Genomic DNA, 14,703 nt, shown 5'->3' with positions numbered 1-14,703 from the left:
GCGCGACGGGTCTTTAGGCGAGTGGAAGCGCGCTGCCGGTGGCCCATGTGGCCATCACGACGTCGCCGACGGTGAAGGGATCCGCGAAAAAAGTCTTTTCCGGCACATAGGCGACGAACGCATCGTCCGGCACGGTGTCCAGCATGACCTTGACGAAATAGCCCTGGTACTCGATCGCGAGCACGCGGCTTGGCAGTGAGGTGGAGCAGCCCGGCGGCAGCTCCCTGCCCGGCCGGACCAGCGCGACATCGTCGCGACGCACGGCGATATCGATCCTGTCACCGACGCTGACCGTGGACCGCGCCTGAAGCGGGACCTCGATGCCGTCAGGCGCGGCCTGCGCGAGCGTAAAGGTCGAACCGTTGACCTTCTCGACCCGCCCCGACAGGACGTTCTGCCCGCCCATAAATTCGGCGACGTAACGATCGTGCGGATGGGCATAGACGTCGCGCGCCGCTCCCGCCTGCTTGATCTTGCCCTGCTCCATCACCACGACCAGATCGGCGAGTGCGATCGCCTCAAGCTGGGTGTGGGTGACATGGATGAAGGTGATGCCGAGCTCCTGCTGCATCCGCCTGAGCTCCTGACGCATCTGCACGCGGAGCTGCTCGTCGAGCGCGGAGAGCGGTTCGTCGAGCAAAAGTACCCTCGGCTCGGTGATCGCCGCGCGCGCCAGCGCCACACGCTGCTGCTGGCCGCCGGAGAGCTGGGCCGGCAGGCGGTCGGCGAATTGCGTCAGACGCACCTTCTCGATCATGGCATCCGCAGCGCGCAGACGATCGGCCTTCGACATGCCGCGCACGCGCAAGGCGAACGCGATGTTGTCGCGCACGGTTAGGTGCGGGAACAGCGCGTAGGACTGAAACATCATCGCGGTGCGCCGCTGCACCGGCGCGAGACCGACGACGTTCTGGCCGCCGATCACGATCTCACCCGCACTCGGGTCTTCATGCCCCGCGATCATGCGCAGAATCGTGGTCTTGCCGCAGCCGGACGGGCCGATGAAGCAGCAATAGGCGCCGTCGGCGATCTTGAGATTGACGCCGTCCACCACATTGGTGACGCCGTCAAAGCTCTTGCAGATGCCCGCCAGTTCGATATCGCCGCGATCGCTCTTCATTTCCGAGCTCAACCCTTTGTGCTGCTGCCACGCTTCTTTTGGATCAGCACGATGCTGCCCAGGCTCGCGCCGATGACGATGAAGGAGACGATCGTCGTCACCGTGCCGAGCGCGTAAAGCGAGGGCGACGTGACGTTCAGGGTCATGCTCCAGATCTCCAGCGGCAGTGTGTTCAGTGAGCCCGCGGTCTGAAGGCTACGCGCAAACTCGTCGTAGGAGAGCGTGAAGCCGAACAGCGCGACCGCGACCAGGCCGGGCGCCAGTACCGGGATCATCACCAGCCGGATCGATTGCCAGCGGCTGGCGCCGAGGTCGTAGGCCGCCTCCTCCCAGACGTGGTTGAAGCGCGACATCACCGCAAACATTACGAGCACGCCGAACGGCAGCGTCCAGGACAGTTGCGCGCCGAGCGCCGAGGTGTACCAGCTCGCATTGAGCCCGAGGGCCTGGAATAACAGACCGGTGCCGAGGCCGAGCACGAGACCGGGCGCGACCAGGCTGCCGATCATCATGTAGAACACGACGGTGTCGCCGCGAAAGCGCTTGCGAAAACCGAGACCGGCGAGGAACGAGACAACCACCGTGATGACGGTGACAATGACGGCGAGCTTGATCGAACGATCGAACGAGCCCTTGACGTCGCCGGTCCGCACCTGGGTGAAGAGATCGACGAACCAGTGTAGCGACTGTCCCTTCATCGGGAAGACGAGGCCGCCGCGGATGTCCTGGAACGACAGGACGTAGATGCAGAACATCGGGCCGTACAGCGCGATCACATAGAACCCGAATAGCGTCGCCAGAAGATAGAACGTCCACGGCCGGCCGCCCTTGCTCGGTGCTATCGCCTTGGTCGTCGCGGGCGCGACCATCTTTGACATGTCGGTTTTGGGCATGTCGGCGAGAACCGCGCTCATCGCGTGATCTCCTGCCTGATGTCGACGGTGCGCAGGATCAGCGAGACGATCGCGACCAGAACCAGCGTCAGCAGCACCGCGCTCGCGGCTGCGGTCGGATATTGCAATACACCGACGTCCTCGTAGAATGCGCTCACCACCGAGGCCGAGCCGCCGCCGGACATCACCTTGACCACGAAGAAATCGCCCATCACGATCGAGACGACGAAGATGGTGCCGAGCGCGATGCCGCTCTTGGACATCGGGACCACGATCAGACGCATGATGTCGAAACGGCTGGCGCCTGCATCGATCGCGGCCTCGATCAGCTTCTTGTCGATCCGTGCCATGGAATTGAAGATCGGCACGATCATGAAAATGGTGAGCTGATGGACATAAGCGATGACCACCGCGAGGTCGGAGAACAGCAACACTTCGAGCGGCTGGCGGATCACACCGAGCCCCAGCAGCACCTGGTTGATCAGGCCTTCCTTGCCGAGGAGCGGAATCCAGGAAATCATCCGGATGATGTTCGAGGTCCAGAACGGTACCGTGCAGAGCAGGAACAGACCAATCGCCAGTAATTGGTTGCGGACGTGGAAAACCAGGAAGTATGCGACGAAGAAGCCAATGATCAGCGTGAAGATCCAGGTCAGAACCGTGAACTTGATCGTCGCCAGATACAGTTTCAGCGTCAGTGCCGAATGCAGCACCTCGACATAGCTTGCGAGCGTGAAACCCGGCGTCAGCCCGCCAAAGCCGTCAGTGGCGAAAAAGCTCGCCGCCAGCACGACCAGGATCGGCGCCACGAAGAACGGCACCAGCACCAGCACGAGCGGCGACACGTAGAGCCAGCCGGCGAGATTTGCGCGTGGTGAGGTTTGAGCTGGACTAAGACTTGGCTGCATGTCGGCAAACGCCTCGAAGTCGATCTTTTGGCACCGGCGCATCGCCGCGCCGGCGCTTCGTTCACGTCAGGGAAAGCAGGTTTCAGGCCACCTTGAAGTCGTTCCAGCGCTTGTTCATGTAGGCGGCTTCGTCCATTAGCGTGTTCCAACAGGAAATGTTCTTGACGCGGTCGAGGAACGAGCCGCCGTCGCGTTTGGTGCCGCTCTTCTCCATCGGCACGCCATAGGGGTCGTTGACCACCTCGGGCGCCGGCTGGCCCTCGTACCAGAATGCCCATTCGGCCGGCGTGAGGAATTTCTTCGCAGTCGAAGGCACCGGGCTGTAATAGCCGTAGCGGGCGACGAAGCCGCCCTGCCAACCCGACAGATACCAGTTGAGATATTCGTAGGCCGCGTCCAGCTTCTTGCCGGAGAGATGCTTCATCAGGCCCATGCCGTTGCACCAGCCGCGATAGCCTTCCTTGCCGTTCTTGATGTTGACCGGCGCGTAGACGCAGGGGATTTCTTTCACGCGCACCGCGGCAACCGCCGGCGACCACATCGACTGGATCACCACTTCACCCGCCGCCATCAACTGCACCGACTGGTCGAAGGTGGTCCAGGTCGCGCGGAACTGGCCCTGCTTCTTGAGCTCGATCAGCTTGTTGCAGGTGAAGTCGATCTCCTCCTTGGTCATGTTGCCCTTGTTGCCGTAGTTGATCAGGCCGGCGCTTTCGAAGCAGAGCGCGGCGTCCATGATGCCGATCGCGGGCACGTCGAGGATCGCGGCCTTGCCTTTGAATTTCGGGTCGATCAGATCCTTCCATTCCGTGACTTCATGGCCGACGAGGTCGGGGCGGTAGCCGATGGAGTCGGCGTTGTAGACCTGTGGCAGGAACGTCGCCCATTCCGTGACGCCGTCGTTGAGGTCGGTCGAATCGGGCTTGGCGATATACATGGCCTCGTAGGGCGAGATGCCCTGGCGCGGGATCTTGTGGCCGTCGATCTCGCCCTTGGTGAAGATCGGCAGGATGTTGTCGAACTCCTTGACCTTCTTGACCTCGATGCCCTGGATCACGCCGCGCTTGGCGGCGAGCTTGGCCTGCCAGCCCTCGAGATCGGCGATATCGACCGTATTAGGCTGGCTTATGAAGCGGTTGATGGCGGCGGAGGTGTCGAGGTTCTGCATCGTTACCTTGAAGCCGAGATCCTTGGCCGCCTGGTCACCGATCGCCTTCACCACCGAATAGGACACGCCGACATGGCGCAGCTCGATATCCTTGATCTCCTGCGCCCAGATGGTCGGGAATCCGCGGATCGCGTCCGATCCTGCGGCCGCGCCGGCCACCGCCGCGGCGCCCTTCAACAGCGTGCGCCTGCTCAGCTTTTTCGCAGGCTTGTCGCTCGTCCCCGCCGGATTGGCAGTGGATGTCCCCTTGTCCCTGTCAAGCATGGCAACCCTCGTTGGTTACGATGAACGCTCGCACCGATCGCCATTGACCGGCTGCGATATGATCGATTGCACAGGAGGCTATGGGCGGAACTTTGCGAAGTAAAATTGGAAGTAAAAATTCGCGCTATAAGGGAGGCTAATGGTTCGGACGGCTGCATTTGCTTTTGGCAGCACGCATAAGAAGGCGTCAGGACGTGCATACAAGACGGCGAATGCGGCGCGGCGGACTTTTTCACGCAGCACGTGCGACAAGGCTTGCGCTGCTCGCGGCCGGAACATCGTGCGCGGCGCACGCCGGCGCCGTGCCGATCGCACCTGCGGGGCTGCAAGCGATCGGCACCGTCGATCCCCGCTTCCAGTCCTACAACATCGAGATGGTGGAGCTGACCGGCGGGCGGTTCTGGAAGCCTTATCCGCAAACGATGCGCACGCGGGTTGACAAGGATCGCTACAGTTACAGACCTCCAATCGATCTCGGCAACACGCGTCTGCGCAAGCTCGCGGTGGCGTTGTCGCCGGCGTATCTGCGCGTGAGTGGCACCTGGGCCAATGCGACGTTCTTCGCCGACACCGCGAATGCGCCGGCTGCACCGCCCCCGGGATTCGACGCAGTGCTAAGCCGCGCGCAGTGGCGCGGCGTCGTCGACTTTGCGCGCGCGACTGGTGCGGAGATCGTCACCTCCTTTGCCATCAGCCCGGGCAGCCGCGATGCGGATGGCCTTTGGAGGCGGGATCAGGCGCAACCCCTAATCGACTATACGCGTTCGCTGAGCGGCCACATCGCCGCCGCCGAATTCATGAACGAGCCGACGCTCGCGGCGATGAGCGGAGCGCCGCGAGGATATGACGCGAAAGCCTATGTTCGCGATTTCGACGTCTTTCGCGACTGGATACGGCGCGCGGCGCCGGAAACACTGATCGTCGGCCCGGGCTCGGTCGGCGATTCCACGTCCTCTTCCGCGTCAAGTATTCGCACCCGCGATCTGCTTGCCAATTCCGGAGCCGACGTCGATCGCTTCTCGTACCATCACTACAACACGATCTCACCACGCTGCGGCGGCCGCGATGAGCCGGCACGCGCGTTGTCCGAAGAATGGCTCGCCCGAACCGATGCGACGCTGTCGATCTACCGTGGCCTGCGCGATGAATTCGCGCCGAGCAAACCGATCTGGCTGACGGAAACCGCCGATGCCGCTTGCGGCGGCAACCGCTGGGATAAGACTTTCCCCGATACGTTCCGCTATCTCGACCAGCTCGGAGGCCTGGCCAAGGCTGGCGTTCAAGTGGTGATGCACAACACGCTGGCCGCGAGCGATTACGGATTGCTGGACGAGAAGACGTTCCGCCCGAGACCCAATTATTGGGGCGCGCTGCTCTGGCATCGGTTGATGGGCACGACGGTGCTCGGCGCAGGCGCAGCGATGGCGCCCGGCCTCCATGTCTACGCGCACTGTCACCCGTCGATGCGCGGCGCCGTGACCGTGCTCGCGATCAATATCTCGCGCAGCGCAACGCGCACGATCATGTTACCGCTGTCCGCCAAACGCTACACTTTGCAGGCAGCAGGACTGAATGGTGCAACCGTGCAACTGAACGGCAAGACGCTCGCGCTGACCGACGAAGATGGGCTGCCGCACCTCGCCGCGCGCAAGACTGCGGCCAGCGCAGTGCGCCTCGCGCCTGAGACCATCACCTTCCTCGTCGTCCCGGGCGCTGCGAACCCGGCGTGCCGATGACCGCGTTCAGGATCTGAGCGAGTCCCGCGCCGTCTCCGGCGCCATCAGGGTTGCGACGATCGTGATGATCGAGAGCGCGATGATGTAGACCGACACCGCCCAATAGGAACCGGCCCACGCGAGCAACGCGGTTGCGATCAGCGGCGAGAAGCCGCCACTGAGCGCGGCGGCAACGTTGGCTCCCAGCGATGCGCCGCTGTAGCGCACCTGAGTGCGGAACAGCTCCGGCATGAAGGCAGCCTTCGGCCCGAACAGCAGCGCATGCGTCAGTGTCATCGTGACGACGAGCGCGAGCGTGATCAGGGCCGGCTCCCTGGTGTCGAGGAACCAGAACAACGGAAACGCCAACGCCACCGAGAACACGCCGCCGGCGAGATACAGCGCTTTGCGGCCGAAGATGTCGGACAGCCAGCCGGCGAGAGGCAGCGTCGCGAGCTCGACGAGTGCGGCATAGACCACCGCATTTAGGATCACCTGCCGCGGCAGGCCGAGCTGCGTCGTTGCATAGACCACGGTGAAGACAGTGAGGAGATAAGCGAGCCCGACTTCGGACACGGTGATACCGACCGCCAGCAGGAAGCTGCGCCAATCGCGGCGCAGGACTTCCAGCGCCGGCTGCGCCAGCACCTCCTTGCGCTCGAGCACCTCCTTGAAGTGCGGCGTCTCCGCGAGTTTCAGCCGCACGATGAACCCGACGCCGACGAGCAGGATGCTGATCAGAAACGGCACGCGCCAGCCCCAGCTCAGGAAGTCCGCTTCGGGCAGCTGCGTCATCAGACCAAAAATGCCGGTGGAGGCGGCGACGCCGACGGGGAAGCCGATCTGCACCAGGCTGCCGTAGAAGCCGCGGCGGTTGCCGGCGTGCTCGGCCACCATGACCACGGCGCCGCTCCACTCGCCACCGAGCCCGATGCCCTGGACGAAGCGCAAAATGACGAGGAAGATCGGCGCCCAGACGCCGATCTGGCTGTAGGTCGGCAGGCAGCCGATCAGGAACGTGCCCAGTCCCATCGCCATCATGGTCGCGACCAGCATCTTCTTGCGGCCGAGCCGGTCGCCATAATGCCCGATGATCGCGCCGCCGATCGGCCGCGCGACGAAGCCGACCGCATAGGTCGAGAACGCCGCCAGCGTGCCGACGAAGGGATCGAAGCTCGGGAAGAACAGCTTGTTCAGCACCAGCGCCGCCGCCGTGCCGTAGATCAGGAAGTCGTACCACTCGATCGCGGTGCCGAGCGCACTCGCCCACACCACATGCGCCGTCGTCGATTTCTCCCTCGCCGTGGAGATCCCCGATGCTGCCGTCATTACCATCCGCCCCAAAATTCCAGGTGGCATCATGGCTAAACGTTGTGGCGGTTGCAACTTGTGGGAGTGTCAGGTCTCCCCAAATCACGATGCGAGATTTTCGCGCCACTGCCTCCTCACCGTCGTCCCGGCGAAGGCCGGGACCCATAACCACAGGGAGGAGCTTGGCGAGGACCGGTGCTCCGGTACTGCGACCGCCCGGCAGCGATAGATCACGCGGTATGGGTCCCGGCCTTCGCCGGGACGACGTAGTCCTTATTCGCCATTGACAAACTCATTCGCCATTATCTAATTTATCTGCCAGAACAACCAGCCGCGCCAAGCGGCCCAAAAAGAGAGGGAACGACGATGAGAGGGCTTTTGGCCTGCGCCATGCTCGCGGCCATGACTTCGGTTGCCATGACCACCGTTGCGAACGCGCAAATCTCCGACGACGCGGTGCGGATCGGCGTGCTGACGGATCTGTCGAGCTGGGGCCGCGACAACAGTGGGCCGGGCTCCGTGGAGGCCGCGAAAATGGCGGTGGAGGAGTTCGGGCCCACCGTGCTCGGCAAGCCGATCGAGATCATCAGCGCCGACCACCAGATGAAGACCGACGTCGGCGTACAGATCGTGCGCGGCTGGTTCGACAACGGCAAGGTCGATACCGTCGTCGACATCCCAAATTCCGGCATCGCGATCGCCGTGCACAACATGGTGCGCGAGCGCAACAAGGTTGCGCTGCTCTCCGGCCCCGGCGCGAGTTCGCTGACCGACGAGCTTTGCAGCCCCAACACCGTGCATTTCACCTACGATACCTACGCGCTGTCAAAGGTGACGGCCTCCGCCGTGATCAAGGAAGGCGGAAAATCCTGGTACTTCATCACCGCCGACTACGCCTTCGGCCAGCAGCTCGAGAAGGACGCCACGCGCTTCATCAACGAGATGGGCGGCAAGGTTTTGGGTGGCGTGAAGCACCCGACCAATACGGCCGATTTCTCCTCCTTTGCACTCCAGGCGCAAAGCTCGAAATCGGACGTCGTCGCCTTCGCCAATGCCGGCCAGGACACCGACAATGCGATCAAGCAGTCGGGCGAGTTCGGCCTGGTCCAAGGCGGACAGAAACTGGTCGGCCTCTTGATGTTCGACACCGACGTGCATGCGATCGGCCTCAAATCCGCGCAGGGCACCTACATGACCACCGCGTCGTATTGGAACATGGACGAGGCGACCCGCGCATGGTCACGGAAATTCTACGAGCGCACCAAGGTGATGCCGACCATGATCCAGACCGGCGTTTACGGCTCGGTGCTGCATTATCTCAAGGCCATCAAGGCCGCCGGCACCGATGATCCCGCCAAGGCGATGGCCAAGATGCGCGAGCTGCCGATCGAGGATACATTCGTCCATGGCGGACGCTTGCGCGAGGATGGCCGCGTCATTCGCGACATGTATCTCGCCAAGGTGAAAACACCCGAGCAGTCCAAAGAACCCTGGGATTATCTGGAGATCATCAAGACGGTGAAGGGAGAGGACGCCTTCCGCCCGGTCTCCGAGTCCAAATGTCCGCTGCTGAAGAAGTGAGGCCCGCATGACCGGCAACGAGCGCAACGCAGGCGAAACCTATGAGTGCGATGTGCTCGTGGCCGGATCGGGCTGCTCCGGCATGTCGGCCGCTATCACCGCACGCTATCGCGGCCTCGACGTCCTGATCGTCGACAAGGAGCCGCGATTCGGCGGCACGACCGCGCGGTCCGGCGGCTGGTTGTGGATTCCCGGCACGTCGCTGGCAAAGGCTTACGGCATCGAGGACACGCCGGAGCAGGCGCGGACTTACCTGCGGCACGAAGCCGGCAACAACTTTGACGCCGCGCGGGTCGATGCGTTCCTGAGCGCCGGGCCCGAGGCGGTCGATTTTTTCACCAGCAAGACGGCGCTCCGTTTCGACATGCCGCTGGTGTTCCCGGACTACCACGCCGAGGCGCCCGGCGGCACCCAGGGCGGTCGTTCGATGGTGGCACGCCCGTTCGACGGCCGCGAGCTCGGCGGCCAGATCAAGACCCTCGGCATGCCCCTGCCCGAGCTGACCGTATTCGGCATGATGCTCGGATCCGGCAAGGACATCGTCCATTTCATGCGCGCGACGAAGTCGCTGACCTCAGCGGTCTATGTCGCAAAGCGCCTGTCGCGGCATCTGATGGACGTGCTGCGCTACGGCCGCGGCATGACGCTGACCAACGGCAATGCGCTCGCCGGGCGCCTCGCGAAATCCGCGCAGGACATGAAGATTCCGATGTGGCTGTCCGCGCCGGTACGCGAGCTGACGGTCGAGAACGGCACTGTCACCGGCGCCATTGTCGCCCGCGAGGGACGCGACGTCCGCATTCGTGCAAGACAAGGCGTCGTGCTCGCCTGCGGCGGTTTCCCGCATGATGTCGAACGGCGCAAGAAGATGTTCCCACACGCGCCGACCGGCAACGAGCACTTTTCGCCGGGACCGACCGGCAACACCGGCGACGGCCTCCGGCTTGCCGAGAACGCCGGCGGACACATCGAGGACCGCCTGCCGAACGCGGCAGCCTGGGTCCCGGTCTCGGTCACCAAGCGCAAGGACGGCTCAAACGGCGTGATGCCGCATTTCATCGACCGCGCCAAACCCGGCGTGATCGCGGTGATGCGTGACGGCAAGCGCTTTGCCAACGAGGGCAATTCCTATCACGACTTCGTCCAGGCCATGGTCAAGGCGGCGAAGCCCGGCGAGGAGATCGCGGCCTACCTGGTCTGCGATCACCAGACCCTGCGCAAATACGGCCTCGGCTGCGTACCGCCATTCCCGATGCCGCTGGGTCATCACCTCAAGACCGGCTATCTCATGCGCGGCGAGACGCTGGAGGCGCTCGCGGCAAAGGCGGGCATCGACAGCACGGCGTTCGTCGGGACCGTCAAGCAGTTCAATGCGACCGCACCACAGGGACATGATGCGGCCTTCGGCAAGGGCTCGAAGGCCTATAACCGCTACCAGGGCGATGCGCTGCACGGCCCGAACCCCTGCGTCGCCCCAATCGAGAACGGCCCGTTCTACGCTATCAAGATGGTAGTCGGCGATCTCGGCACCTATGCCGGCATCGTCACCGACGAGAATGCGCGGGCGCTCGATGCTGAAGGACGGGTGATTCCCGGGCTGTATGCCGCCGGCAACGACATGGCGAGCATCATGGGTGGCAATTATCCCGGCGCCGGCATCACGCTTGGGCCGGCGCTGACCTTCGGCTACATTGCCGGCCGTCATCTCGCCGACAGCGCCGCCAAGCGCAACGCGGCGTAAGCGAGCCGCACGCCAGGAGGCGCATGAAAAGAGAAAGCCGCGGCATCCAGTCGATCGAGGTCGGCGGAGAATTGCTCCGCGCGCTTGCGAGATGCGGCGAGCCGATGATGCTGCGCGATCTCGCGCGCGAGGCCGGCATGACGCCGGCCAAGGCGCATCCCTATCTCGCCAGCTTCTCCCGCATCGGCCTGATCGAGCAGGACGAGACCACCGGCCGTTACGAGATCGGCGCGCTGGCGCTGGAGCTCGGCCTGATCAGCCTGCGCCGCCTGTCCGGCGTACGCATCGCAGGACCGAAGATAGCGGCGCTCGCAAGTCAGATCGGGCATGCGGTCTCGCTCGCGGTCTGGGGGACGCACGGCCCGACCGTGGTGCAGCTGGAAGAACCCGGCCAGCCGGTGCATATCGTGATGCGGGCCGGTTCGGTGATGGCGCTGCTGGAGACAGCCACGGGCCGGGCTTTTGCCGCCTTCCTGCCGGAGAAAACCATCAACGCCGCACTCGAAAGCGGCCTCGATCGTCACGGCGTCGGCTACAATCCGAAACGCACCGTGAAAGGCGCGAAGCTCGCCGACATGCTCACCGAGGTCCGCAAGCACGGCCTCGCCCGCGCGCTCGGCGACCCCCTGCCCGGCGTCAACGCATTCTCAGCGCCCGTGTTCGACCATTCCGGCCATGTCGCGCTGGTGATCACCGCGATGGGGCCGGAAGGCACGTTCGATGCCCGCTGGGACAGCCCCATCGCCCACGCGCTAAGCGACTGCGCCGGCGGGATCTCGAAGCGGCTGGGTCACGGGATAACGGCTGCGGCGGAGTGAGGGGCTCGCTGCCTCATCCGACCTCCGCTGTCATGCCACGCGAAGGCGGGGCATCCAGTACGCCGCGGCACCTCGGTTCACCGCGGGCGTCTTGGCGTACTGGATCGCCCGGTCAAGCCGGGCGATGACAGAGAATGGGTCCGCCCTACTTGTCCCTCACCGGCACCGTGTAATTCAGGATCAACCGCCCACCATCCGGATAGATCGTCTGTCCCGTGATATACGACGCATCGTCGCTTGCCAGGAACGCCACGACGGAGGCCACCTCGCCCGGCTCGCCGCCGCGGCCGGCCGGCGTGCGTGACATTACGGTTTTGCGGGCATCCTCCGAGGTGTAGATGGACGATGCCACCATGTCGGTCAAAATCGTGCCCGGCCCGACAGCGACGACGCGAATATTGTGCGGAGCCAGCGCGACGGCGGCCACTGATGTGAGCTGCTTCATGCCGCCCTTGGACATGGCGTAGGTGGCAAGCGCCGGGATCGCCAGCAGCGCGTTCACCGAAGACATGTTGATGATGACTCCGCCGCCGCTACCTTGCGCAATCATCTGCTTCGCCGCCGCCTGCACGCCGAAGAACGCGCCCTTCAGATTGATGCCGATGATCTCGTCAAATTCTTCTTCGGAAATCTCCAGGAGGTCCCGGTTGCGGGCGACGCCGGCATTGTTGACCATGATGTCGAGCCGGCCGAACTCCTTTGCGGCAGTTGCGACCAGCTGGTCGACATCGGCGCGCTTTGCGACATTGCCGACGACAGTGCGCAAGGCCTCCGGCCGTCCGAGCTCGGCAGCCGTCGCGGCCAAGCCATCGGCATCGACGTCCGAGATGACGACTTTGACGCCGTCGTCCAGGAATCGTTTCGCGCAAGCCTTGCCGATACCGCGCGCCGCGCCGGTGATGGCGGCGACCTTGCCGGATAGTTTCATGGTCTCACTCCAGAGTATCTGCTTCGACAGCAGACTGTCGCCGGGCGAGAAACCCGGCTCAGGCCGCCGCGAAGCCGAGATGAGCACGGAACCGGTTCTTGATAAAGACAGCATCGCGCGAGGGCAGCGAGCGCGGCGGATTTTCGGCCAGTACCTTGATGACAAAAAGCCGCGGGCCATCGGCCGTCTCGTCGAGCTGCGTCGCCAGACGTGCCACCTCCTCGAGCGTCCGCACGGTTCCGGTCGCGGCAAAGCCGCAGGCCACAGCAATCGCGGTGAGATCGACGCCGCGCCCGGTGTGGCTGGCCTGCATCCCGGTCTCGCCAAAATGCTGATTGTCGATCACGACGATGTCGAGATTGCGCGGGCGTGCGACGCCGATGGTCGCCATGCCGCCGAGGCCCATCAATTGCTCGCCATCCCCGGTCAAGGCGAGGACGCGCTTTCCCGGCTGGGCCTGCGCGAGGCCAAGCCCGATCAGCGCGGCGCCGCCCATGGCGCCCCAGAGATAGAAATTGCCGTCGTGGTCGCCGACCGAATGAAGGTCATAGGTCGGCGAGCCGAGGCCGGAGACGACCAGCGTGTCCTTGCGATTCTTCAGGAGCGCGGCGACCGCGGCGCGGCGATCGAGTTGAGCTTGCATTGGCATCACCACTTCTTCTTGCCGATCAGGCGCTGCCCGATCAAAACGGCAATCTGCTGATCGGATTCGTAGGCAAGCGGCGCGGCCGATTCGACCGTCTCGATCAGATCCTCTCCTGTCTCCGCGCGCATCACCTTCAGGCCGATCGCCTCCAGCGAGGGCTGGGTAGCCCGGCTCATCGGCACCTGCCAGGGATTGAACTCGGCCCATTCGCCGCGCATCGTCACCAGCATCAGCAGTGGAAATCGTCCGATTGCCGACAGCGACAGCATGTTGATGCAATTGCCGACCCCGCTCGACTGCATCAAGAGCACGCTGCGCTGTCCACCGAGCCAGGCGCCTGCGGCGATGGCAACGCCCTCCTCTTCCGTCGTCAGCACGTTGGTGGTGACGTCGCGGTCGGCCGAGAACAGGCTGATGAGCTGGCTGTGGCCGGCATCGGGGACGTAGGACATCTGCCGCACGTCGGCGGCTTTCAGGATGCGGTAGAGCTCGGACGGCCAATCGTCTGCGCGCGTGTCGGGATTGGATTGAAGGCTGTGCACCGCTTGTCTCCGTGATTTCGAGCGGCACTCTAGCGATGTTCAGGCCCGAAAGCTCTGACCGTCTGGCGCGATCAGGTATCGAGGGATTGTATAGCTGCCTCTTCCACTGCCGGTGGGACAGCGCACGATGCGCATGGCTGCGCCCTCTCCCTTGCGGGAGAGGGCATCACCGCTGATAGATACAAACTCATTTGGGTGAGGGGTATCTCTCCGTGCACTCATCCGCATCTATATGCGCGGAGAGATACCCCTCATCCGGCGCTTCGCGCCACCTTCTCCCGCAAGGGGAGAAGGAAGAGGAGCCATCGGCAGCTTCTCGAGCTCTAGCCAAACCGACGCGGCCGCAGTCCGGCATGAAACCAGGTGATCATGGAATAGATGTCATAGACGGGCAGTCCAACTTCGGCCTGCAAAGCTGCCGCATAGGGCGGCATGTTGGTGCATTCCAGCACGATCGCGCCGACATCCGGGTTCCTGGCGACCAGCTCCTTGCCGGCCTCGACCACGTCACGTTCGGCTTGCGCGATGTCCATGTCGTCCTTCTCGGCTTTGATCAGGACGCGGAAGAATTCCTTGCCGCGCTCGGTGCCGACCAGCGGCGTATCGAGCGGCACGCCGGCACCTGCGAGATGGGCCGGCGTCAAGGTCGAACCGGATACCGTGACGAGGCCGACGCGCTTGCCCGGCGGCAAGGTCGCCTGCACCCACGGCACCTGCATCAGTGACGAGGTCGCGACGGGAACGCCGACCGCGGCTGCGATCTCTTTCTGGAACAGCGAGAGGAAGCCGCAATTGGTGGTGATGGCTTCGGCCCCGAGCCGCACCAGATCCTTTGCCGCATCGATGAAATCCGGGAGCAGACCGGCGGCGCCCTTCAACACCACCTTCTCCGGCGAGGCACCGCTCACCACGCGGTAGAGCACGGGAAATGGCCAGGTGGTGCCGTTGCCCATGTCGCCGGGAATGCGGGGAAAGCGCGCCTCCAGCATCAGGATGCCGAGCGGCGCTCCATAGATGGCCTTGCCGCCGCGGGCGATTCGGGAGGACGAGTTGGCTGGAGCGGTCATG

13 protein-coding genes are annotated in these 14,703 nt (G+C 64.0%); 4 read left to right on the top strand and 9 right to left on the bottom strand.

Translation table 11 applies throughout. The features are described from left to right. Positions 1 to 13 precede the first annotated feature (13 nt). Genes AC0L3P_RS14260 through AC0L3P_RS14245 form a run of 4 tightly spaced genes read right to left on the bottom strand, consistent with a single transcriptional unit; the run spans position 14 to position 4,353 of the window. A complete protein-coding gene (locus AC0L3P_RS14260) occupies positions 14 to 1,120 on the bottom strand; it encodes an ABC transporter ATP-binding protein (RefSeq protein ID WP_275169307.1) in 1,107 nt (368 codons plus the stop codon). An 8-nt stretch (positions 1,121 to 1,128) separates the two neighbouring features. After that, entirely contained in the window at positions 1,129 to 2,034 is a 906-nt protein-coding gene (locus AC0L3P_RS14255) for an ABC transporter permease (RefSeq protein WP_275169308.1), read from the bottom strand. Continuing rightward, the gene (locus tag AC0L3P_RS14250; protein ID WP_275169309.1) at positions 2,031 to 2,963 is read right to left on the bottom strand and encodes an ABC transporter permease; all 933 of its coding nucleotides are present in this window, start codon (positions 2,961 to 2,963) and stop codon (positions 2,031 to 2,033) included. Before AC0L3P_RS14250 ends, AC0L3P_RS14255 begins: the two co-directional genes overlap by 4 nt. A gap of 40 nt (positions 2,964 to 3,003) precedes the next feature. Further along, on the bottom strand, positions 3,004 to 4,353 hold the full coding sequence (locus tag AC0L3P_RS14245; RefSeq protein ID WP_275169310.1) for an ABC transporter substrate-binding protein: 1,350 nt from the start codon (positions 4,351 to 4,353) through the stop codon (positions 3,004 to 3,006). Between the two features lie 212 nt (positions 4,354 to 4,565). On the opposite strand from AC0L3P_RS14245, the gene AC0L3P_RS14240 reads away from it, so the two are divergent. Continuing rightward, a complete protein-coding gene (locus tag AC0L3P_RS14240) occupies positions 4,566 to 6,089 on the top strand; it encodes a glycosyl hydrolase family 79 N-terminal domain-containing protein (RefSeq protein WP_473302278.1) in 1,524 nt (507 codons plus the stop codon). A 6-nt stretch (positions 6,090 to 6,095) separates the two neighbouring features. On the opposite strand, the gene AC0L3P_RS14235 is transcribed toward AC0L3P_RS14240, so the two are convergent. Continuing rightward, the gene (locus tag AC0L3P_RS14235; RefSeq protein ID WP_275169312.1) at positions 6,096 to 7,397 is read right to left on the bottom strand and encodes an MFS transporter; all 1,302 of its coding nucleotides are present in this window, start codon (positions 7,395 to 7,397) and stop codon (positions 6,096 to 6,098) included. Positions 7,398 to 7,745: 348 nt separating this feature from the next. Between AC0L3P_RS14235 and AC0L3P_RS14230 the strand changes: the two genes are divergently transcribed. From AC0L3P_RS14230 to AC0L3P_RS14220, 3 genes are read left to right on the top strand one after another with little or no spacing between them, the layout of a single operon-like run. Continuing rightward, positions 7,746 to 8,960, top strand: coding sequence for an ABC transporter substrate-binding protein (locus tag AC0L3P_RS14230; RefSeq protein WP_275169313.1), 1,215 nt, complete (start codon positions 7,746 to 7,748; stop codon positions 8,958 to 8,960). A 7-nt stretch (positions 8,961 to 8,967) separates the two neighbouring features. Continuing rightward, positions 8,968 to 10,701 carry an FAD-dependent oxidoreductase gene (locus AC0L3P_RS14225; RefSeq protein WP_275169314.1) on the top strand — a complete coding sequence of 578 codons (1,734 nt, stop codon included), beginning with the start codon at positions 8,968 to 8,970 and terminating at the stop codon, positions 10,699 to 10,701. Positions 10,702 to 10,724: 23 nt separating this feature from the next. Beyond that, positions 10,725 to 11,519 carry an IclR family transcriptional regulator gene (locus AC0L3P_RS14220; RefSeq protein WP_275169315.1) on the top strand — a complete coding sequence of 265 codons (795 nt, stop codon included), beginning with the start codon at positions 10,725 to 10,727 and terminating at the stop codon, positions 11,517 to 11,519. Between the two features lie 145 nt (positions 11,520 to 11,664). Here the strand turns inward: AC0L3P_RS14220 and AC0L3P_RS14215 are convergent, their stop codons facing one another. The 4 genes from AC0L3P_RS14215 to AC0L3P_RS14200 form a co-directional block, all read right to left on the bottom strand. Further along, positions 11,665 to 12,447, bottom strand: a complete 783-nt coding sequence (locus AC0L3P_RS14215) for an SDR family NAD(P)-dependent oxidoreductase (protein ID WP_275169316.1) — start codon at positions 12,445 to 12,447, stop codon at positions 11,665 to 11,667. A 58-nt stretch (positions 12,448 to 12,505) separates the two neighbouring features. Next, a complete protein-coding gene (locus tag AC0L3P_RS14210; protein ID WP_275169317.1) occupies positions 12,506 to 13,096 on the bottom strand; it encodes a thiamine pyrophosphate-dependent enzyme in 591 nt (196 codons plus the stop codon). After that, positions 13,096 to 13,635, bottom strand: coding sequence for a thiamine pyrophosphate-binding protein (locus AC0L3P_RS14205; RefSeq protein ID WP_275169318.1), 540 nt, complete (start codon positions 13,633 to 13,635; stop codon positions 13,096 to 13,098). The genes AC0L3P_RS14210 and AC0L3P_RS14205 overlap by 1 nt, the downstream gene beginning before the upstream one ends. Positions 13,636 to 13,958: 323 nt before the next feature. Next, positions 13,959 to 14,702, bottom strand: a complete 744-nt coding sequence (locus AC0L3P_RS14200) for an aspartate/glutamate racemase family protein (RefSeq protein WP_275169336.1) — start codon at positions 14,700 to 14,702, stop codon at positions 13,959 to 13,961. Between the last annotated feature and the right edge of the window lies 1 nt (position 14,703).

Source organism: Bradyrhizobium sp. WSM4874, from assembly GCF_055811835.1.
Note: the sequence above shows the minus strand (reverse complement) of the source record. Positions and strands in the feature narration are given on the sequence as shown.